At 74.5% G+C, this 20,895-nt stretch carries 17 protein-coding genes and 1 pseudogene; 9 read left to right on the top strand and 9 right to left on the bottom strand.

Annotated elements, in window-relative coordinates; genetic code table 11:
- Both CBZ_RS04725 and lipB read left to right on the top strand, forming a co-directional pair.
- Nucleotides 1–361 (top strand): MarR family winged helix-turn-helix transcriptional regulator (locus CBZ_RS04725; RefSeq protein ID WP_130780440.1); only part of this gene is annotated, 361 nt, incomplete at its 5' end.
- Between the two features lie 10 nt (nucleotides 362–371).
- On the top strand, nucleotides 372–1,088 hold the full coding sequence (lipB, locus tag CBZ_RS04720) for a lipoyl(octanoyl) transferase LipB (protein ID WP_130780439.1): 717 nt from the start codon (nucleotides 372–374) through the stop codon (nucleotides 1,086–1,088).
- Between the two features lie 27 nt (nucleotides 1,089–1,115).
- Here the strand turns inward: lipB and CBZ_RS04715 are convergent, their stop codons facing one another.
- On the bottom strand, nucleotides 1,116–1,619 hold the full coding sequence (locus CBZ_RS04715) for a flavodoxin domain-containing protein (RefSeq protein ID WP_130780438.1): 504 nt from the start codon (nucleotides 1,617–1,619) through the stop codon (nucleotides 1,116–1,118).
- A gap of 200 nt (nucleotides 1,620–1,819) precedes the next feature.
- Between CBZ_RS04715 and lipA the strand changes: the two genes are divergently transcribed.
- From lipA to CBZ_RS04700, 3 genes and pseudogenes are all read left to right on the top strand, one after another.
- Nucleotides 1,820–2,821 carry a lipoyl synthase gene (gene lipA / locus CBZ_RS04710; protein WP_130780437.1) on the top strand — a complete coding sequence of 334 codons (1,002 nt, stop codon included), beginning with the start codon at nucleotides 1,820–1,822 and terminating at the stop codon, nucleotides 2,819–2,821.
- A 54-nt stretch (nucleotides 2,822–2,875) separates the two neighbouring features.
- On the top strand, nucleotides 2,876–3,583 hold the full coding sequence (locus CBZ_RS04705) for a DUF4191 domain-containing protein (protein WP_130780436.1): 708 nt from the start codon (nucleotides 2,876–2,878) through the stop codon (nucleotides 3,581–3,583).
- Between the two features lie 66 nt (nucleotides 3,584–3,649).
- Nucleotides 3,650–4,192: pseudogene (locus CBZ_RS04700) on the top strand (class I SAM-dependent methyltransferase); the annotation flags it as partial.
- Nucleotides 4,193–4,286: 94 nt separating this feature from the next.
- Here CBZ_RS04700 and CBZ_RS04695 read toward each other — a convergent pair.
- A complete protein-coding gene (locus CBZ_RS04695; RefSeq protein WP_246013057.1) occupies nucleotides 4,287–4,787 on the bottom strand; it encodes an RDD family protein in 501 nt (166 codons plus the stop codon).
- Between the two features lie 195 nt (nucleotides 4,788–4,982).
- Between CBZ_RS04695 and glnA the strand changes: the two genes are divergently transcribed.
- Complete coding sequence (glnA, locus tag CBZ_RS04690) at nucleotides 4,983–6,407, top strand: type I glutamate--ammonia ligase (RefSeq protein WP_130780435.1); 1,425 nt, start codon at nucleotides 4,983–4,985, stop codon at nucleotides 6,405–6,407.
- Nucleotides 6,408–6,705: 298 nt separating this feature from the next.
- Entirely contained in the window at nucleotides 6,706–6,840 is a 135-nt protein-coding gene (locus tag CBZ_RS21965; protein ID WP_281274852.1) for a hypothetical protein, read from the top strand.
- A gap of 80 nt (nucleotides 6,841–6,920) precedes the next feature.
- Here CBZ_RS21965 and CBZ_RS04680 read toward each other — a convergent pair whose 3' ends face one another.
- The gene (locus CBZ_RS04680; RefSeq protein ID WP_130780433.1) at nucleotides 6,921–8,819 is read right to left on the bottom strand and encodes an ATP-binding SpoIIE family protein phosphatase; all 1,899 of its coding nucleotides are present in this window, start codon (nucleotides 8,817–8,819) and stop codon (nucleotides 6,921–6,923) included.
- A gap of 59 nt (nucleotides 8,820–8,878) precedes the next feature.
- Nucleotides 8,879–9,862: an ANTAR domain-containing protein gene (locus CBZ_RS04675; protein WP_130780432.1), complete on the bottom strand. Its 984-nt coding sequence runs from the start codon at nucleotides 9,860–9,862 to the stop codon at nucleotides 8,879–8,881.
- A gap of 265 nt (nucleotides 9,863–10,127) precedes the next feature.
- Between CBZ_RS04675 and CBZ_RS04670 the strand changes: the two genes are divergently transcribed.
- Entirely contained in the window at nucleotides 10,128–11,687 is a 1,560-nt protein-coding gene (locus CBZ_RS04670; protein ID WP_130780431.1) for a DUF4153 domain-containing protein, read from the top strand.
- A gap of 88 nt (nucleotides 11,688–11,775) precedes the next feature.
- Here the strand turns inward: CBZ_RS04670 and CBZ_RS04665 are convergent, their stop codons facing one another.
- From CBZ_RS04665 to CBZ_RS04650, 4 genes are all read right to left on the bottom strand, one after another.
- A complete protein-coding gene (locus tag CBZ_RS04665) occupies nucleotides 11,776–13,485 on the bottom strand; it encodes an alpha-amylase family protein (protein WP_130780430.1) in 1,710 nt (569 codons plus the stop codon).
- Nucleotides 13,482–14,543, bottom strand: a complete 1,062-nt coding sequence (locus CBZ_RS04660) for a TIGR03885 family FMN-dependent LLM class oxidoreductase (RefSeq protein ID WP_373862137.1) — start codon at nucleotides 14,541–14,543, stop codon at nucleotides 13,482–13,484. Before CBZ_RS04660 ends, CBZ_RS04665 begins: the two co-directional genes overlap by 4 nt.
- A gap of 57 nt (nucleotides 14,544–14,600) precedes the next feature.
- Nucleotides 14,601–14,867, bottom strand: a complete 267-nt coding sequence (locus CBZ_RS04655) for a hypothetical protein (RefSeq protein WP_130780428.1) — start codon at nucleotides 14,865–14,867, stop codon at nucleotides 14,601–14,603.
- A gap of 136 nt (nucleotides 14,868–15,003) precedes the next feature.
- Entirely contained in the window at nucleotides 15,004–16,386 is a 1,383-nt protein-coding gene (locus tag CBZ_RS04650; protein WP_246013056.1) for a hypothetical protein, read from the bottom strand.
- A gap of 177 nt (nucleotides 16,387–16,563) precedes the next feature.
- Between CBZ_RS04650 and CBZ_RS04640 the strand changes: the two genes are divergently transcribed.
- On the top strand, nucleotides 16,564–17,781 hold the full coding sequence (locus CBZ_RS04640) for an AI-2E family transporter (RefSeq protein WP_130780426.1): 1,218 nt from the start codon (nucleotides 16,564–16,566) through the stop codon (nucleotides 17,779–17,781).
- A 42-nt stretch (nucleotides 17,782–17,823) separates the two neighbouring features.
- On the opposite strand, the gene CBZ_RS04635 is transcribed toward CBZ_RS04640, so the two are convergent.
- On the bottom strand, nucleotides 17,824–20,871 hold the full coding sequence (locus CBZ_RS04635) for a bifunctional [glutamine synthetase] adenylyltransferase/[glutamine synthetase]-adenylyl-L-tyrosine phosphorylase (RefSeq protein ID WP_130780425.1): 3,048 nt from the start codon (nucleotides 20,869–20,871) through the stop codon (nucleotides 17,824–17,826).
- Nucleotides 20,872–20,895 lie beyond the last annotated feature (24 nt).

The raw sequence follows: 20,895 nt of genomic DNA, 5'->3' as shown, positions 1-20,895 counted from the left end.
CGCGAGCCTGCCCGTGCTCGTCCACCTCGCGCAGGGACCGCACTCCCAGCGCGAGCTCGCGGCCGCGTGCGGTGTCACCGAGCAGACGATGAGCCGCGTCCTGGCCCGCATGGAGCGCACGGGGTACGTGTCGCGCAGCGCGCACGCCGACGACCGCCGCCGCCACGTCATCACCGCGACCCCGTCGGGACGGGAGGCCCTGGGTGCGTCCGCCGACCACCGCCTCGCCGAGGCGATGGTCACGCGCGGCCTGACGCCCGACCAGGTCCAGCAGCTGCGCGAGCTGCTCGTCCTCGTGGCCCGCCCCGACGACGACCCCACGGCCCGGACCGTCGCCGCGCCCGCACCGGACGCGGGTTAGCCTGACCGTCATGCGGTTCGACTCGCTCGACCTCGGCGCCCGGCTCCTGCCCTACGAGCCCACGTGGGCGCTGCAGCGCGAGGTCCACGCGGCCGTCGCCGCGGGCGAGCAGGAGGACACCGTCCTGCTGTGCGAGCACGAGGACGTCTACACCGCGGGGCGCCGCACGGCCCGCTGGGACCGCCCCACCGACGACACGCCCGTCGTCGACGTCGACCGTGGCGGCCGTATCACCTGGCACGGCCCCGGCCAGCTCGTCGGGTACCCGATCGTGCGCCTCGCGCAGCCGGTCGACGTCGTCCGCTACGTCCGGGCGCTCGAGGAGGCGCTCATCCGGACGTGCGCCGACCTCGGCCTGCACGCGGTGCGCGTCGAAGGCCGCAGCGGCGTCTGGTTCGCCGCGGACCCCGGTGACGGCAGCGCGCCCGCCCGGCGTGAGCGCAAGGTCGCCGCGATCGGCGTCCGCGTCGCGCGCGGCGTGACGATGCACGGCTTCGCGCTCAACTGCGAGCCCGACCTGCACGCGTTCGACCGCATCGTGCCGTGCGGCATCGACGACGCCGACGTCACGTCGCTGTCGGTGGAGACCGGGCGTCGCGTGACGATCGACGAGGTCACCCCCCTCGTGCGCGGCCACCTCGCGGCGACCCTCGCGCCGCTGCTCGCCGCGAACGCACCGGCACCGGCCGCTCCCCCGACGCCGGTCCCGGCCGCACCCGCCGGCTGAACGCCGCGACGCCGCCGGAGGGCGTCCTCAGCGCGCGTGCGGGAGCGCCGCGACCTCCTCGACGACCTCGGCGGCCCACGCGCGGACGTCCTCGAAGTCCCGGAAGTCCCCCGTCTCGGCACGCGTCAGCGCGACCAGCGCCCGCTCGTTGAGGTTGAGGTCGGCACGCTCGATCCGCCCGACGAAGCACCGGGGCTCGCGGGCGCCCGCGTGCCGCGCGACCACGTCGACGTCGTCCGGCGGCGTCGGGGGCATCGGCGGGTCGCCGACGGGGCCTGACCAGAACAGCCAGACCGGCATCGAGCGCAGCTGCGCGCCCTGCCGCTCGACGAGGTCCCGCAGCGCGGCCGCGAGCCGGCCCACGTACACCGCCGAGCCCAGGACGACCGCGTCGTACTCGTGGACGTGCTCGACGTCGTCGGGCGTGACCTCGTCGACGTCGTGCCCGGCATCGCGCAGCACCTGGGCGACGACCTCGCCGATCTCGCGCGTCCCGCCGTGCCGCGATGCGACGGTCATGAGGATCTTCATCGTCCCTCTCCTCGTCTGTGCAGTCCGTTCCGGCAGGCGACGCCGGCGTCCCCCCGGCGACCCCGCGCTCCCTGCGGGCATGCTGCCGACACCCCCAGCCTCACGGCGGCGCGGGCGTCGTGCGCGGGACCGAGGTCCCTGGTCTGTGACGTGCGACTCCCCCGCCACCCCGGGCGCACCGGCGGGTTAGTCTGACGGGCGTGACGATCGCTCCCGAGGGCCGCCGCATGCTCCGCGTCGAGGCGCGCAACGCCGCGACCCCGATCGAGAAGAAGCCCGAGTGGATCCGTACCCGGGCGACGATGGGCCCCGAGTACAGCGAGCTCAAGGGCCTCGTGAAGCGCGAGGGCCTGCACACGGTCTGCGAGGAAGCGGGCTGCCCCAACATCTTCGAGTGCTGGGAGGACCGCGAGGCGACGTTCCTCATCGGTGGCGACCAGTGCACGCGGCGGTGCGACTTCTGCCAGATCGACACGGGCAAGCCGGCCGACTTCGACGCCGACGAGCCGCGCCGCGTGGCCGCCTCCGTGCAGGCGATGGGCCTGAAGTACGCGACCGTCACCGGCGTCGCGCGCGACGACCTGCCCGACGGCGGTGCGTGGCTGTACGCCGAGACCGTGCGGCAGATCCACGACGTCAACCCGGGTACGGGTGTCGAGCTGCTCATCCCCGACTTCAACGCGGTCCCCGAGCTGCTCGACGAGGTGAACGCGTCGCGCCCCGAGGTGCTGGCCCACAACCTCGAGACGGTGCCGCGGATCTTCAAGCAGATCCGCCCGGGCTTCCGCTACGACCGCTCCCTGTCGGTCCTGACGCGCGCGCGCGAGGCCGGGCTCGTCACGAAGTCGAATCTCATCCTCGGCATGGGCGAGACGGTCGACGAGGTCAAGGACGCGCTGCGCGACCTGGTCGAGGCGGGCTGCGACCTGGTGACGATCACCCAGTACCTGCGCCCCTCGCTGCGGCACCACCCGGTCGACCGCTGGGTCCGTCCCGAGGAGTTCGTCGAGCTCTCGGAGCACGCCCAGGAGCTCGGGTTCCTCGGCGTCATGTCAGGCCCGCTCGTGCGCTCGTCGTACCGCGCCGGACGCCTGTGGGGCCAGGCCATGCGGCACCGCGGCATCGAGATCCCCGCGGCGCTCGCGCACCTCGGCGAGCCCACGACCGCCCGCCAGGAGGCGGCGAGCCTGCTCGCCCGCTGACGTCCCGCCGGACGATGTCCGGCGAGGCCCGTCCGGTCGGTAGACTCCGAGGCCATGGCCCGCGACACGAACGCCTCCTCCGGGAAGGTCCGCAAGACCCGCTGGTACCACCAGGTCTGGCAGGCGTACCAGATGACCCGCCAGAACGACCCGGCGGTCACCTGGCTGATCCTCGCCGTGTTCGTCGGCATCGTCGCCGTCGGCCTCGTCGTCGGGCTGATCTTCAACGCCGTCGTCTACTTCCTGCTGCTGGCGATCCCGTTCGCGCTGCTCGGCGCGATGTTCGTCCTCGCCCGCCGCGCGGAGACCGCCGCCTACACGCGCATCGCGGGCCAGCCGGGCGCGTCCCGCGCGGCCCTCGGCACGATCCGCCGCGGCTGGACCTTCACCGACGAGCCGGTCGCCGTCGACCCGCGCACGCAGGACATGGTGTTCCGCGGCCTCGGCCGGGCGGGCGTCGTCCTCGTGAGCGAGGGCCCCGCGGCCCGCGTCGGCAAGCTCCTCGAGTCGGAGCGCAAGCGGACCGCGCGCGTCATCTCCGGTGCTCCCATCACGCTCATCCAGGTCGGCGACGACGAGGGCCAGGTGCCCCTGCGCAAGGCGCCGCGGGCCGTCCAGAAGCTCCGGCCCCAGCTGACCAAGCAGGAGGTCGCCGAGGTGAGCAAGCGCCTCACCGCGCTCGGCGGCGTCCGGCTGCCCGTGCCGAAGGGCGTCGACCCGATGCGCGCCCGCCCCGACCGCAAGGGCATGCGCGGCCGCTGACCCGCTACGGTCGCCGCGTGAGCGACGGCCGCTGGAACCACAACACGCACTACCACCCCCTCGCGCTGCGGTTCGCGCCGCGCGCGCACCGCGCTCGACGTCGGGTGCGGCGAGGGGCTGCTCACCCGTCGGCTGCGTGCCGCGGGCGTCGGTGCGGTGACGGGTGTCGACGTGGACGCCGACCAGGTCGCGCTCGCGCGGGAGCGCGCGGACGGCGACGGCCTGCGGTACGTCGTCGGTGACGTCCTCGACGTCCTCGACGGCGAGCGGTTCGACCTCGTCACGTGCGTGGCGACGCTGCACCACCTCGACCTGCACGCGGGCCTGCGGCGGCTCGCCGACCTGACAGCCCCCGGCGGGCACCTCGTCGTCGTCGGCCTCGCCGGGGGCCGGACACCCGTCGACGCCGCGCTCAGCCTCGCGGCCGTCCCGGTCGCCGCGGTCGTCGACCGCACCCGGGGCATGTGGGACCACGGCTCACCGGTCGCCGACCCGCGCGAGGGGTACGGGGAGGTGCGGGCGGCAGCCCGGGACGCGCTGCCCGGCGTCCGGTGGAGGCGGCACCTGTACTGGCGCTACAGCCTGACGTGGCAGGCACCGTCCGACTGACGTCCGCGCATCGGGCCCCGCCCTGAGGCACGGGTGCGTGCGGCGGGTCGACGCAGACCTCGCGCCGCGGAGCACCGGGCCAGCGGGCCGCGGGTCAGCGGCGGACGATCGCCGTCCCCGCCGCCCGGTCGTGCAGGCCGCGCCCGTCGCCGTCCCACACGACGGCGGGGATCACGAGGCACAGGAGCAGCCCCCGCACGAGCCCGGAGACCAGGCCCGGGGCGCGGCCCGTGTCGACCAGCGGCGACGCACCGGGCGGGACGACGGCGGCCCGGCGCACCCGCAGCCCGAGCAGACGGTGGCCGAGCGTGAACCCGGCGGTCCCGACGAGCAGGACGTTCTCGGCGGCGAAGATCGCCAGCGTCGCCGTCGGGGCGCCCTGCGTCAGGAAGAACCCGGACCCCTGGACGGGGAAGAACGCCGCGGAGATCGCCAGGCACACGACCCAGTCGACCGCGAGCGCGACGAGCCGACGGCCGGGACGCGCGAGCGAGCCGGGACCCTCGGGCGGCAGCCCCAGGCGGGCCCCGCGGGCGCCGGCCGCCGTGGTGGGGGCTCCCTCGAGCCAGGAACCCATGTCGTCGCGTGAGGTCACCGCACCAGGGTAGGTCGCGCACGGCCCGGGTCCGGCTCCGCGCTTCCCGGACGTCCGCCCAGCAGTTCGCGTGATCGTTACACCAGGAGCGTCGCCGTAACACGGTGGAAACAATCGGTACACCCCAGAGAAACTCCCCCGCCATAACCTCGGCGGAGCCCGACCCCAGGGTGGACACCAACCGAGGAGCAGCGGATGTTCAGCAAGCCCGAGGAAGTACTCGCCTTCATCAAGAGCGAGGACGTCAAGTTCATCGACGTCCGGTTCTGCGACCTGCCTGGCGTGATGCAGCACTTCAACGTGCCGGCCGCCTCCGTGGACGCGAACTTCTTCACCGAGGGCCAGATGTTCGACGGGTCCTCGATCCGCGGCTTCCAGGCCATCCACGAGTCCGACATGAAGCTCATCCCGGACGTCACGACGGCCTACATCGACCCCTTCCGGGTCGAGAAGACGCTGAACATCAACTTCCACATCGTCGACCCGTACACCGACGAGCCCTACAGCCGCGACCCCCGTCAGGTCGCCGCCAAGGCCGAGGCGTACCTGCGCTCGACCGGCATCGCGGACACGGCGTTCTTCGCCCCCGAGGCCGAGTTCTACGTCTTCGACGACGTGCGCTTCCAGACCCGCCAGGACGCGTCGTTCTACTACATCGACTCGATCGAGGGCGCCTGGAACACCGGTCGCAAGGAGGAGGGCGGCAACCTCGGGCACAAGACGCCCTACAAGGGCGGCTACTTCCCCGTCCCGCCGGTCGACCACTTCGCCGACCTGCGCGACAAGATCTCGCTGCAGCTCGACGCCCTCGGCCTCGAGGTCGAGCGCGCGCACCACGAGGTCGGCACCGCCGGCCAGGCGGAGATCAACTACCGCTTCGACACGCTCGCCAAGTCGGCCGACAAGGTGCAGCTGTTCAAGTACGTCGTGAAGAACGTCGCGCACGAGGCCGGCAAGACCGCGACCTTCATGCCGAAGCCGCTCTTCGGCGACAACGGCTCGGGCATGCACGTGCACCAGTCGCTCTGGAAGGACGGCGTGCCGCTGTTCTTCGACGAGAAGGGCTACGGCGGCCTGTCCGACACCGCCCGCTGGTACATCGGCGGCCTGCTCAAGCACGCGCCCTCGCTGCTCGCCTTCACGAACCCGACGGTGAACTCCTACCACCGCCTGGTCCCGGGCTTCGAGGCGCCGGTCAACCTGGTCTACTCGGCCCGCAACCGCTCCGCGTGCATCCGCATCCCGGTCACCGGCTCGAACCCGAAGGCCAAGCGCATCGAGTTCCGCGTGCCGGACCCGTCGTCGAACCCGTACCTCGCGTTCGCGGCCATGCTCATGGCCGGCCTCGACGGCATCCAGAACCGCATCGAGCCGCCGGAGCCGGTCGACAAGGACCTGTACGAGCTGCCCCCCGAGGAGCACGCCCTCATCCAGCAGGTCCCGGGCTCGCTCGGCGAGGTCCTCGACAACCTCGAGGCCGACCACGACTTCCTCACGGCCGGGAACGTCTTCACCCCCGACCTCATCTCGACGTGGATCGACTACAAGCGGTCGGCCGAGGTGGACCCGATCCGCCTGCGCCCGCACCCGCACGAGTTCGAGCTCTACTTCGACGTGTGATCGTCCCGGCCCCTGGCTGCTCCCAGGGGCCGGTGACCTGCAGTACCGGCACCCCCGCCGCCCTCGTGGCGGCGGGGGTGCCGTCAGGTCTGCGACCAGCGGGGGCGCCTCCGGAGTTCGGACGAATGCCACGGATCGCGGGCCGTCGTGGTGAACTGGGAGGAGCACCGCCCCCGCACCAGGCACCACCGGAGGACCCGTGAGCCACCAAGCACCGGCGACGATGCCGGGTACGACGCCTGTCATCGACGAGCAGGCACGTCTGCGTTGCCCGCGCTGCAACGCCCCCTCGGTCACCGTGACCGCGACGGACACCGACCCGAACGTCGCGTGGACCAACCACGCCGTCACGTGCCAGAGCTGCCACACCACGACGCAGCTCGCGGTCGTCTCCGCGTTCGGCCAGGTCGTCATCCGCTGGCTGTCCGAGTGACCTGAGCGACCCGGACCGGCAGCACCGGACCGGGTCGCCGGCCCGATTCGGGTCCGCGTCGCGCGGGCCTGCGCCAGCGCTCAGCGCGTGACGACGGGCGTCCCCACCACCGCCAGCGTGAGCGCAGCCGGGCTGCCCTCGTGCACGACGACCTCCACCTGTCGTGCCGCCGCGTCCGCCCCGCGCACGTAGCGCTCGATGGCCCGCACCGCGGGGCTGCCGAGGAACGCGGTCGGCTCGACCTCGACCGTGACAGGCAGGACCCCTCCGCGGGACCGGGTGCGGACGACGGCGTCGAGCAGCTGCGCCGACGCCTCGGTGTCGAGCACACCCCCGACGCGGACGACGCCGCCCGGGTCGACGTCGACGACCGGTCCCCCGGTGAGCGTCGCGGTCGGCGCGAGCGCGGGCGACTCGACGGGTGCGCGGCGGCGGGCGTCGAGCTCGAACTCGACGCACGTGCCCGTCGGCGACGGGTCGACCGACAGCCGGACCCCGCTCGACGCCACCATGCTCAGGCCGTGGCCCCGGTCGCCCGGGCTCTCGGTGGGCTGCCGCCACGCGCCGTCGTCGGCCACCGTCATCACGACCGTGGCCCGGCGCAGGCTCGCGTCGATCCGCACCTCGCCGGGCGGCCGGCCGGCGTAGGCGTGCTCGATGCAGTTCGTCATGGCCTCGCTCGCCGCGAGCACCAGGGCCGCACGCTCGCGCGGCTCGAGGCCGACGTCTCGCGCCCACGACTCGACGCGCTCACGCACGGGGGCGAGGCCGTCCGCCTGCGCCGGCACGCGCAGCCTCAGGTCGGCCGGCGCCGGGCGGCGCGAGGCCGCGAGGACAGTGACGTCGTCGACGAACCCCTCGTCGAGCGCCCACGGGACGTGCAGGCACAGGCGCTCAGCCGTGTTCCGGCCGGCGTACCGACCGATGACCGCGCCACGCAGGGCCTGCTCGGCGGCCTCGACGACCTGCTGGAGCCGGTGGTCGAGGCGCCGTCCGACCACCTCGACGAGGCCGTCGGTGAAGAGCAGGAGCGCCTCGTCGTCGGCGAGGCGGCCGGTCCGGACCTCGGTGCCGTCCTCGATGCCGAGCGGGCCACCACCGGTCTGCTCGAGCCAGCGCGTGCCCGACGGGCCCACGACCAGAGGCGCCGGGTGGCCGCGCGTGGCGTACTCGAGGTCGCCCGTCTCCGGGTCGAGCAGCACCACGCAGGCCGACGTGGCGAACGCGTGCGTCGTGATGCGCGCGTAGCGGTCGAGCGACCCGAGCGCGTCGGGGATCGTCGCGCCGTCGAGCAGCCGGGACGCGAGGATCGCGCGCATCTGGCTCATCGCGGCCGACGCCGTCACACCGTGGCCGACGACGTCGCCGACGACGAGCGAGACGCGCCCGTCAGGGGCGACCGCCGCGTCGAACCAGTCACCGCCGGCGGCCTGCTCGCGCCCCGCGACGAGGTAGGCAGCAGCCACGTCGACGCGCGGCAGGACCGGCACGGACGACGGCAGCAGGGCGCCCTGCAGCGCGATGATGACGTCCCGGGCGACCTCGTACCGCTCCTCGACGCCCACGGCACGGGCCTCCGCCGCGAGCCGCTGGTCGACGAGCCCGGTGACGTCCTGGGCGTACGCGATGACGCCGCGGTAGCGACCGTCGGAGTCGTACCAGGGGTCGAGGGACCACCGCAGCCAGACGTCGCGGCGGGCGTCCGTCGGGCCGATCTCGACGAGGATCTCCTCGGCGGGCACCGGCCGGCGTGCGCGGACCGCCTCCTCGACGCGCGGCAGCATGCGGTGCGCGACCGCGGTCGTGAGCGTCTCCGCGACGGGACGCCCGACGACGTCGCCGACGCCGATCGCCCGTGCCGCGCGGTTGGCGGCGACGACGACGAGGCCGTCCTCCTCGATCGCGGCGACCGCTATGGGCATGTCCTCGAAGGCCTGGACAGCCGCCTCGACGCTCGCCGCGCGCGGACGGTGGTTCATGGGGTCAGCCTGGCACCACTCACGCCGCGCGGCACCACGCGGTCAGCGCAGCACCGCCGTCAGCTCAGCGCGCTCACCGACCCCATCGGGTCGACCACGGAGACCTCGAGGCCGTGCCCGGACGCGAGCAGGAGCGAGCTGTCGGAGGTGACGAAGACCCGCACCACGGTGCCGTGCGTCCGGAGGCGACGGTCGAGCGACGTCAGCACGGACACCCCGGCGGAGCCGACGTGCGTGGCCTCGCGCAGGTCGACGACGAGACGTCCGGCGTGCCGCGCCTCGGCGGACACGGCCGCCACCGCGCCCGACAGGGCGCCCGCGGTCGCCAGGTCCACGGGTCCGCGCACCGCGACGACGGGCACACCGCCGACGACCCGCGTGGACAGGACCAGCGCGTCGGGCCCTCCCGACGGGGCCGCGAGGGGCACGGGCTCGGCACCGAGCGACTGGAAGAACAGCTCGTCGAGCTTCGCGCGCCACACGGGCGACAGCCCGCCCGCCGATTCCACCGCCGCGACGAGGCGCTCGGCGAGCGCGAGCAGCCGGACGTTGCGCTGCTGCGAGCTCCACCGCAGGAGCTCGAACGCCGCGTCGCCGTCGATGCCGTAGACGAGCATGAGCACGCCCTTGGCCTGGTCGATGACGGCGTGCGACTCCAGGGCCTGGTGCAGCTGGGTGTTGACGGCGCTCGCGACGGTCTCCTGCTGGCTCGCGCTGACGTCGACGAGGAACCCGCTGACCACGTCGTGGTCCGCGCGCCGCTCGCGGGCACCGCTGATCGTCACGGTCCGCTCCTGCCCGGCGAGGTCGACGAGCGTGTAGTGCTCGCCGAGCGTCGCGCCCTGCTGCTCGCACGCCTCGAGGGCCGCGGCGACGCGGTCGCGGTGCTGCGGGTGGACGTGACGCAGGAAGAGGTCACGGGTCGGGACGACGTCGCCGGGACCCATGCCATGGATCGCGAACATGTCGTCGGACCACCGCCACCGGTCGCCACCGGCGGGGAACTGGTACTGCCCGACCTGTGCAGCGGTCTGGTTGTGCACGGCGCCTCCACGCGGTCGTGAGGGGGACCGCCGGTCAGTGCCTCGGGCTGACTTCTCAACCCGTCCCGGTGACGGTCTTCTCCCGCCCCGTCCGTCGAGGGTAGTCCGGAGCGAGGGGCGTCGCGCGCCGGGACGCCCCTCGTCCCTCGGTCGTGGCCGGGCACGAGGCCGCGCGCGACATCTTCACGAAGGGCTCTCGCAGCTGCACGAGGCCTCCATCGGGAAGTGCTCTCCTGCAGGTCACGGCACGTCTACGGTGACGCCCATGAGCGGTCCCGGCACCCCCCAGCCCCCGGTCCCCCCACGTCCGGTCGTCGCACCGGTCGTCGTCGGGACGCCCGGACCCTACGGCCCGCTGCTGGGCCCGCCTCCCCCGCCGGGCCGCGTCGGCCGGGCCGTCGCGGACTTCCGTGCGCAGGGTGCGGGTGCCGCGCCGGTGCGGGTCCTCGCGGTCGCCGCGGGGACGGGCGTCGCGGTCGCCGTCATGGTCGTCGGGCACCGGCCGGGGCTCGGGGTCGCGCTCGCGGGCGGCGTCGCCTGGGCCGCCGCGGCGCCCGCCCTGGTGCGACGACGTTCGGTCGTCGACCTGTCCCTGGCTCTCCTGTCGGTCGCCCTCCTCGCGTCGGCGGCGGTGAGGGACGCCGCGTGGGTCGTCACGCTGTGCGTGCTCGCGGCGGTCGGCGCAGGCACGGTCGCCGTCACGGGAGCGCGGTCGGCCGCCGCCGTGCTGGCCGCACCGGCGAGCTGGGCCGCGGGCGTCCTCCGGTCGCTGCCGTGGGTGCGGCACGGCCTCGGTGAGGTCGTCGGGACCCGCCGCCAGCAGCTCGTCGTCGTGCTGCGCGGTGCGGCCGTCGCGCTGCTCGTGCTGCTCGTCTTCGGGGCCCTGTTCGCGTCCGCCGACCGGGTCTTCGCGAGCCTCCTGCCCCGCGTCGACCTCGGCGACCTGCCCGCGCAGGCGGTCGTCGCCGTGGTCGTCGCCCTGGCCGCCGCCGCGAGCGCGCACCTCGCGGGGGCACCGCCGACCTGGTCGTCGGCGCGGCTCGGCGCGGGGCGTCCCGCGACGCTCACCGAGTGGCTGCTTCCCGTGGCGACGCTCGACCTGCTCGTCGTCGCGTTCGTCGGCGTGCAGGTCGGCGCGCTCGCCGGCGGGCACCGGCACGTGCTGGAGACGGCGGGCCTCTCCTACGCGCAGTACGCCCGCGAGGGCTTCGCGCAGCTCGTCGTCGTCACCGCGCTGACGCTCGTCGTCGTCGCCGTCGCGGTGCGGCGGGCACCGCGCGAGGACGCGCGGGACCGGCTCGTCGTGCGGGTCGCGCTCGGGGTGCTCTGCGTCGGGACCCTCGGCGTCGTGCTGTCGGCGCTGCGGCGGCTCGACCTCTACGTCGACGCGTTCGGCCTGACGCGGCTGCGCACGACCGTCGCGCTCGCCGAGGTCGTCATGGGGCTGGTCCTCGTGCTGCTGCTCGTCGCGGGTGCGCGCTGGCGCGGCGGGTGGCTGCCGCGCGCCGTCGTCGCCGTCGTCGGGGGCGCGGCGCTCGCGCTCGTCGTCCTCGACCCGGACGCCCTCATCGTGCGGCACAACACCACCGCCGACCTCGACGTGCCGCTCGACGTCGCCTACCTGCAGGGACTCTCAGCCGACGCGGTCCCCGCGATGGACGCGGTCGACGAGCCGCTGCGGTCGTGCCTGCTGGGCGGTGCCACCGTCGACGAGCCCGAGGGAGGGTTCGGGTGGAACCTCGCGCGGCAGCGCGCCTGGCAGGTCGAGGACGCGCGGCACGCGACGTCGTGGGTCGACGCCGGGTGCGCCGACGTGGGCCGCTGAGCGGGCCGTCCGCCCCGGCGGTCGGACGCGTCGGCCAGCCCGACCCGTCGGGACAGGTCAACGGGCCGACACCGGCGTGCCCGCGCCGTCACAGCAGGCGTCGGGCTCCGTCGCGGACGACCCGCAACCACGCGTACCCGTACCCGGCGAGCGGCACGACCGCTCGGCCCTTCTCGTCGAGGAACCAGTGCGCGTCGTGCAGCAGGTCCACGAGCCGCACGGGGGCACCGCCGTCGTCCGTCGCGCAGTCCGGCAGGTGCAGCGGCACCTCCACGGCGTCGGGACCGAGGTTGTGCAGCGCGACGGTCGAGCCGTCCTGCCACGTGCTGCGGTGCGCGAGGACCGCGGCGTGCGGCTGGTCGAGGATCTCGACGTCGGTCGCCCAGCCGAGCTCGGGGCTCTCGCGGTAGCGACGGACGAGCATCTGCACGAACGACAGCAGCGACTCCGGGTCGCGGCGCTGGTCCGCGACGTTGACGTGCTCGGGACCGTAGCCGTCCTCCACGACAGGGCCGCTGAGCCGTGACGGAGCGGCCCGGGAGAAGCCGCCGTTGCGCTCGGCGGTCCACTGCATGGGCGTGCGCACCGCCATGCGGCCCTCGGCCGCGAGGTTCTCCCCCATGCCGATCTCCTCGCCGTAGAACAGCACGGGCGTGCCCGGCAGCGAGAAGAGCAGCGAGTAGACCATGCGGACGCGGCGCGGGTCGCCGCCGAGCATCGTCGGCAGGCGACGGCGCAGCCCACGGCCGTAGAGCTGCATGTCCGGGTCGGGCCCGAACGCGGCGAACACCTCGGCGCGCTCGTCGTCGGACAGCTTGTCGAGCGTGAGCTCGTCGTGGTTGCGCACGAACGTCGCCCACTGGGCGTCCCGCGGGATCGGCGGACGGGAGCGCAGCGCCCCCGCCACCGCTCCGGCGTCCTGCCGCGCGAGCGAGAGGTACAGCTGCTGCATCCCGACGAAGTCGAACTGCATCGTCAGCTCGTCGCCGTCGGAGGTGCCGTCGCCGTCGTCGTCGCCGAAGAACAGGCGCTGCTGCTCGTACGGCAGGTTGACCTCGCCCATGAGGATCGCGTCGCCCGACCGGCGCGTGAGGAACGCGCGCAGCGACTTGAGGTAGTCGTGCGGCCGCTCGACGTCGTCGCCCCGCCCCTTCGCCGCGTCCGCCAGGAAGAACGGCACGGCGTCGACGCGGAAGCCCGACAGCCCGACCTCCGCCCAGTACCCGACGACCTTCGCGATCGCGTCGCGGACCTGGGGGTTCGCGGTGTTGAGGTCCGGCTGGTGACGGTAGAACCGGTGCCGGTAGTACTCGCCCGACGTCTCGTCGAGCGTCCAGATCCCGTCCTCCTGGTCCGGGAAGACGACCTGGTCGGAGGTGTCGGGCGGCTTCGTCGCGCTCCAGACGTAGAAGTCGCGGTAGGGCGAGTCCTTGCTGCGGCGGGCCGACCGGAACCACGGGTGACGGTCGCTGGTGTGGTTGACGACGAGGTCGGCGATGACCCGGATGCCGCGGTCGCGCGCGGTGCGGATGAGCTCGACGAGGTCGCCCGCGTCGCCGAGCCGCGGGTCGACGGCGAAGAAGTCGACGATGTCGTAGCCGTCGTCGCGGTCGGCCGTCGGGTAGAACGGCATGAGCCACAGGCACGTCACGCCGAGGTCGGCCAGGTGGTCGAGGCGCTGCAGGAGTCCCGGGAAGTCGCCGACGCCGTCGTCGTTCCAGTCCATGAACGTCTCGACGTCCAGGCAGTAGACGACGGCGTTCTTCCACCACAGGTCGCCGGTGTCGCGGATCCTCATGCCGTCACCTCCCGCAGCGGGCCGACGAGGTGCTCCCCGGCCATGTCGAGGAACGCGCGCAGGCCCGCCGCAGCGGGTGTCGCGGTCGGCGCGGCGCTCGGGTGCTTGCCGTGGCGGGGGCGCTCGTCGGTCGCGACCTGGTGCAGGTAGACGGCGTCGAAGCCGAGGCCGACGAGCGCGGCGACGCGGTCGAGGAGCCGCTGCGGGTCGTGGTCGACGAGCACCGACCGGCGCACGAGGTCGTCCGAGAGGTGCGGCACGAGCGAGTCGAACGCCTCGGGGGTGTCGAGGTCCCAGGCCACGGGCGGGCCGACGACGTTCGCGGTCCACTGCTCGCGGGCCAGCGCGAACGCGGTGTCGGCGTCGGGCGCCCAGGACACGTGGACCTGCAGCGCGAGGCTGCCGCGGCCGCCCGCCGAGCGGTAGGCGTCGACCACATCGCGGAGCCGTCGCGGGTCCTGGTTGACCGTGACGAGCCCGTCGGCCCAGTCGGCGTGCCGGGCGGCGGTCTGCGGGGTCACCGCGGGCCCGACGAGCAGCGGGCGCTGCTCGGGAAGGGTCCAGAGCCGGGCGCGGTCGACCTGGACGAGGCCGTCGTGCGTGACCTCCTCGCCGTCGAGCAGCGCGCGGATGACGTCGACGCACTCGCGCAGCCGTGCGTCGCGCACGGCCTTCGCGGGCCACGGACCGCCCGTGATGTGCTCGTTGACGTTCTCGCCTGAGCCGAGCGCGACCCAGAACCGACCGGGGAACATCGCGCCGAGCGTCGCGACGGACTGTGCGACGACGGCCGGGTGGTACCGCTGGCCGGGTGCGTTGACGGCACCGAACGGCAGGTCGGTCGTGGCGAGCGCGGCACCGAGCCACGTCCAGGCGTGCCCGGAGTGGCCTTGCGTGGCGCTCCATGGCGCCCAGTGGTCGGAGCACATCCCGGCGTCGAAGCCGACGTCCTGCGCGTGCCGGGCGACCTCGAGGAGGGTCGCGGGGTGCACCTGCTCGTGCGAGTGGTGGAAGCCGACGACAGTCATGACGACCGTTCCTACCTGGTCCGGCGCCACCTCGCGCGACGAGCGCGCGTCTCACCCGGCCGGGAGCGGCCCCGGCCGGGTGGGCGGTCAGCGGCTGCCGGCCCCCGCGGAGGCGGTCAGTGCGGCGGGCGTCGTGGCGTTGTCGCGCGTCGCGTGGTTCAGGCCGGAGACCGGCAGGGCGGCGGCCTCGACGGGTGCGGTGGTCGCGGCGCGCCGGGCGCGGCGCAGGGTGCGACGACGCCGCTCGGGCGCCTGCGACAGGTCGGCGCCGGAGGCCGCCTGGAAGGCGACGAGGCCCGCGGCGGGGTGGCCGGCGACGCCGGCGGCGAGTGCGGTGAGCTGGGTGAGGTTCATGGGACGGCCCTTCGGGTGGGAACGCTTCCACCCTACGGACAACGCTTGCCGAAGTCATGGGACGAAAGCCGCGGAGCGTGCGAGCCGGACGTCACGCTCGTCACACTCCGCGGCAGCAGGCCGCGTCGAGGCCCGATCAGCCGGCCGGCGGGTCGGCTGCGGCCGGCGCGGGCCGTGCGAGCAGCGTCGTCAGGGCCAGCAGCACGACCGCCACGACCGCCACCCAGAGCACGTACGACGGCGTCAGCGGCGTCCCCAGCACGAGCGCGAGCGCGGCGCCCACGCCGATCGCGACGCGCACCAGCACCCGCTGCTCGTCGAGCCACACACCGACCGGACCCGTCGTCACCCCGCGCCGCTCGCCCGACGACCGCGTCCAGGCGACCAGCCGGGTCCACGACGACCGCAGCGCGACGGCCGCGGCGCTGCGCCCCGACACGAACGCGACCGCCGCGACGACCACGCCGAGCACGAAGGCCGAGCGCAGCGTGATGCGCAGCAGCGACACGACCTGGTCGTAGACGACGACCGCCGCGTCGGGCCGCTGGACCGTCGGTGGCAGCGACGACGCGTAGACCGAGCGGCCCACGGTGAGCGCCACCCCGAGGACGAGCATCGCCCCGGCGAGCGTCAGGCCCGCGACGACGAGCGCACGCGAGCGGTTGCGGGACAGCATGACGCCGGCGGCGAGCAGGAGGATGACGAGCCACGGCAGCCACGTACCGAGGACGTCGAGCGCACCGTAGGCGTTCTGCACCCGCACCAGGTCCGCGCTCTGCATGAGCGCGAAGCTCGCGTCGATCGACGGCAGCCGCTCGACGATCGTGAAGCCCGCGCCCGCGAGCGCCGTCTTGACCGCGTCGATGACCGGCCCCAGGTCGACGGTGAGGGCACCGGACGGGTCGATGGTCGCGAGGGCGTCGGGATCCCCCTGCATCACGGCGACGACCTGGGAGTGCACCGCGCGGTTCGCCTCGGTCCAGGCGGTGTCGAAGGCGTCCGACGTGACGACCCGGTCGACGGCGTCCCGCACGAAGTTCGTCGCCGCGTTGACGAGCGGCCCCTGCAGGGACTCGACGGCGGTCGCGAGCCGCGGCGGCAGGCCCAGCTCGGCGACGGCCTGGGTCGCGTCGGTCGCGAGCTGCTCCAGGTTGATCGCCTCGACGATCGCGCCCGTGACGCGGTTCGTCACGGCCGCCTGGATCTGCGGCTCGTCGACGAGCGGCGCGACGGTCGCCATGTAGCGGTCGGTGTCGGTGACGATCCCCCGGGCCCACGCGGCGACGACAGCCACGGGTGCCAGCAGCGCCGCCACGACGATCAGGACGACCGCGGCGGTCGCGCGGCCGGGGCGGCGCTCACGCGGTGGTGGCGCGGCGGGTGCCACGGGCGGTGGCGCGGCGGCGGCGGACCGCAGGCGCGCGTTCTCCTCCTCCAGTGCGGCGACACGCGCGCGGAGCACCTCCACGTCCGGCATGCCCGCGCCCTGCTCCTCCGGTACTTTCCCCTCGTCGACCACGGCCAGCCCCTCTCCCCGAAGCGCCCGGTATGTCCCGTCCTGAGACGAGCATGGCAGCGTCGCAGGTCAGGGGCGAGGGCATCGCGGTACGGTGCCCGCACGCGGCTCGGGCGACGCACGACCTGCCGCAGCACCGACCGGCCTCACGCCACCCGCACCCCGTCCCCGGAGGGACCGATGCCCAGACGCCCTGTCGCCGGCCACGAGCCGATCGAGCAGCGGGACCCCCGCAAGCCGCCCGCCTGGCTGCCGCGTGCGCTCGTCATGGGCGTCGTCGCCGTCTTCGCCGGTGTGCTCGCGTGGAACGCCCTGTCGAGCCTCGGCCACGTGCTGACCATCGTCTTCATCTCGTGGTTCGTCTCGCTCGCGATGGAGCCGCTCATCCGGTGGCTCGTCGCGCACGGGATCCGGCGCACCCGGTCCACGGGCATCGTCATGGTCGGCGGGATCGTCGTGATCCTCGGTGTCGCGGCGCTGTTCGGCGGCCTGTTCGTCGCCCAGCTCGTCGAGCTCGTGCAGTCGCTGCCGGACTTCTACGAGCAGTTCCAGACGTGGCTCGACGAGTCGTTCGGGATCCAGGTCCCCGAGATCGACGAGCTCCTCGCGAACCTCGGCGACAACTGGCAGTCGCTCGCGCCCGGCCTCATCGGCGTCGGCTCGTCGATCATCGGCGGCCTGTTCACGCTGACGTCGGTGCTGCTCGTCGTCTACTACATGGCCAGCGCGGGCCCGAAGTTCCGGGCGGCGGTCCTGCGGCTGTTCGCGCCGCGCCGGCAGCGCGAGGTGCTGCGGCTGTGGGAGGTCTCGCAGGAGAAGGTCGCGGACTTCATCAACTCGCGCATCGTGCTCGCGGTGCTGTGCACGGTGTTCACGTGGATCTTCCTGCTGATCCTCGGCATCCCGTACTCGCTGCCGCTCGCGGCGTTCACCGGCGTCGTCTCGCAGTTCGTGCCGACCGTCGGTACCTACATCGGTGGCGCGCTGCCCGTCGCGGTGGCGCTGGCCGTCGACCCGATCAAGGGCGTCGCGGTCCTCGCGTTCATCATCGCCTACCAGCAGGTGGAGAACCTGATCTTCGCCCCCAAGGTCTCGGCGCGGTCGCTCGAGCTCAACCCGGCGGTGTCGTTCCTCGCCGTCATCGCGTTCGGCGCGGTGTTCGGCCCCATCGGCGCGTTCCTCGCGCTCCCTGTCGCCGCGACCATCCAGGCCGTGTCGTCGACGTACATCCGCCGCCACGAGCTCGTCGACTCCGACCTGCTGCAGGAGGACGAGCAGGCGCTGCGCAAGCAGGGGTGGCACGAGATGGAGGACGCGGGCGACCCGGCACCGCTCGACACGGGGCGGCCGGACGCCGACGGGCCTGCGGCCGAGGGGTCCGGACGCAGCGAGCACTGACGTGCCGCGGCCCGGTCCGGCCGTGCCGGAGACGGGTCCGTCTCAGCCGTAGAAGACGCGCTCCACGACCGCGCGCGCCCGTCGCGCGGTGCGCAGGTAGTCCTCCTCGAGCACGCCTCCGGAGCCCGCCGGGTACCCGGCGACCCGCGCGACCCCCGCGAGAGCCTGCCGGTCGTGCGGCAGGACGTCCGCGTGCGCACCTTCGGCCCGCCCGGTCCACAGCACGTTCGCGTCGCGCAGCCGCGACGCGAGCAGCCACGCCTCGGTGAGCACGCGGCCGTCGTCCTCGGTCAGCAGCCCGGCGTCCTGCGCGGCGGCGAGGGCGTCGAGCGTGGACGTCGTCCGCAGCCCCGGCACCTCGTGCGCGTGCTGGAGCTGCAGGAGCTGCGCGGTCCACTCGACGTCGGAGATCCCGCCGCGGCCGAGCTTGAGGTGCCGTGCCGGGTCGACGCCGCGCGGCAGCCGCTCCGCCTCGACCCGCGCCTTGATCCGCCGCACCTCGCGCACCGTCGCCGCGTCGAGACCCTGTTCCGGGTAGCGCAGCGGCGCGACGAGCGCGACGAACCGCTCGCCGAGGCCGGTGTCCCCCGCGACCGGCCGGGCGCGCAGCAGCGCCTGGCTCTCCCACGGCGAGGACCAGCGGTCGTAGTACTCGGCGTACGCGTCGAACGACCGCACGAGCGGCCCGTTGCGCCCCTCGGGCCGCAGGTCGGCGTCGACCGCGAGCGTCGGCTCGGGACCCACCGAGCTGGCCAGCGAGCGGACCTGCGTCGCGACCGACAGCGCGAACTCCTGCGCGAGCACCGGGTCTGCGCCGTCGACCGGGTCGTGCACGAAGAGGACGTCCGCGTCGGAGGAGTAGCCCATCTCTCCCCCGCCGAGCCGTCCCATCGCGACCACGAGCAGCCGGGTCGGGCTCGCGTCGAGCCCGTGCGCGACGCGCGCCTCCCACTCGGCGACCCGCAGCGCACCGGCGAGGACGACGTCCGCCGCGGCGGTCAGGCTCTGCGACGCGCGCACGCTCGTCACGACGTCGAGGACGTCGGCGGCCGCGGTGCGCGCGAGCTCGCGTCGTCGCAGCCCACGCAGCGCGAGGACGGCCGGGACCGGCTCGTGCGCGCGGGTCAGGACGGCGTCGGCCTCCGCGGCCAGCCGCTCCGCGGTCCGTGGCAGCAGCTCGGAGTCGTCCGCGAGCCACCGGACCGACTCCGGGGAGCGCGACAGCGCGTCGGCCACGTAGCGGGACGTCGACAGGACGTGCGCGAGCCGCTGCGCGACCGTGCCCGAGTCCCGCAGCAGCTTGAGGTACCAGTGGGTCGTGCCGAGCTCGTCGGACAGGCGACGGAACGCCAGCAGACCGCCGTCGGGGTCGGCGCCGTCCGCGAACCAGCCGATCATCACGGGCAGCAGCTGGCGCTGGATCGCCGCGCGGCGCGACACCCCCTCGGTGAGGGCGGCGAGGTGCCGCAGCGCACCCGCGGGGTCGCGGTACCCGATGGCCGCGAGCCGGGCGCGCGCCGCGTCGGGCGCGAGGCTCGCCTCCTCCGCGGACAGCTGCGCCGTCGCGGGAAGCAGCGGCCGGTAGAAGAGCTCCTCGTGCAGGTGCCGGACGTCGCGGCGGACCGTGCGCCAGCGCTCGAGCAGCCCCTCGGCGCCCTCGGCGCGCAGGCCCACCGAGCGCGCGAGGCGCCGCAGGTCCGCGTCCGACGTCGGCAGCAGGTGCGTGCGGCTCATCCGGTGCATCTGGATGCGGTGCTCGACGAGCCTCAGCCACCGGTAGCAGACGGCCAGCCGCGCCGCGTGCTCGCGCCCCACGTACCCGCCCGCCGCGAGCGCCGCGAGGGCCGTCAGCGTGCTGGGGCTGCGGATCTCCTCGTCCGACCGGCCGTGCACGAGCTGCAGGAGCTGGACCGTGAACTCGACGTCCCGCAGCCCGCCGACGCCGAGCTTGAGCTGCCGGTCGGCCTCCGCCGCGGGCACGTGCTGCTCGACCCGGCGGCGCATCGCCTGCGAGTCCTCGACGAAGTTGTCCCGCTGCACCGCGGCCCACACGAACGGCTGCGTCGTCTCGACGTACGCACGACCGAGGTCGGGGTCCCCGGCCAGCGGCCGCGCCTTGAGCAGCGCCTGGAACTCCCACGTCTTGGCCCACCGCTCGTAGTACGTCCGGTGGCTCTCGAGCGTCCGCACGAGCGGACCGTCCTTGCCCTCGGGGCGCAGCGCCGCGTCGACCGGCCACAGGGCGGGCTCTGACGACGGCACCGAGCAGACCCGTGCGAGCGCCGCGGCCAGCCGCGCGCCCGTCGCGAGCGCGTCCGCCTCGTCCGTCCCCTCGACGGGCTCGGCGACGTACACGACGTCGACGTCGCTCACGTAGTTGAGCTCCCGGCCGCCCGTCTTGCCCATCCCGATGACGGCCAGCCGGACGCCCGCACCGTGGTCGTCGAGGTCCGCGCGCGCGATCGCGAGCGCCGCCTCCAGCGCGGCGGCCGCGAGGTCCGCGAGCGCCGCCCCCACGCCGGGCAGGCGCGACAGCGGGTCGGCGGTCGTGAGGTCCGCGGCCGTGATCCGCAGCAGCCGCGTGCGGTACGCGCGACGCATCGCGTCGGTCGTCTCGGCGGCTCCTGCCCGGGCGACCGGGACGGCGGCGTCCGGGTCGGCGCCGACCGCGCGCAGCAGCTCGGCGCGCACGTCCGCGACCGGGACGCCGAGGGCGGGCTCGTCGTCGGTGAGGACGTGCAGGTTCTCCGGGTGCGCGACGAGCGTGTCGCCGAGCGCCACGGACGCGCCGGCGACGGCCAGCAGCCGCTCCCGGCCCGGACCGTCGCCGGTGAGCACCTCGCGCAGCAGCGCCGACAGGGACGCGTCACCCCGCACGGCCCCCGCGAGCTTCGCGAGGGTGAGCAGCGCCTGGTCCGGGTCGGCGACGTCCGCGAGGGCGCCCGCGAGCACGTCGGCCGCTTCCGGGACGACCTCGCGCAGGGCGGCGTCGTCGAGCAGGCGCTGCGCGCGGGTCACGTCGGCGACGCCGGCGCGGGTCAGCCGGGCCGCGAGGCTGACCCCGCGGCCGTCGGGCGTCCCGGCCGTCACGACGCGACCCTGCCGGCCCGGGCC

The organism is Cellulomonas biazotea, assembly GCF_004306155.1.
In the GTDB taxonomy this organism is placed as follows: domain Bacteria; phylum Actinomycetota; class Actinomycetes; order Actinomycetales; family Cellulomonadaceae; genus Cellulomonas; species Cellulomonas biazotea.
Note: the sequence above shows the minus strand (reverse complement) of the source record. Positions and strands in the feature narration are given on the sequence as shown.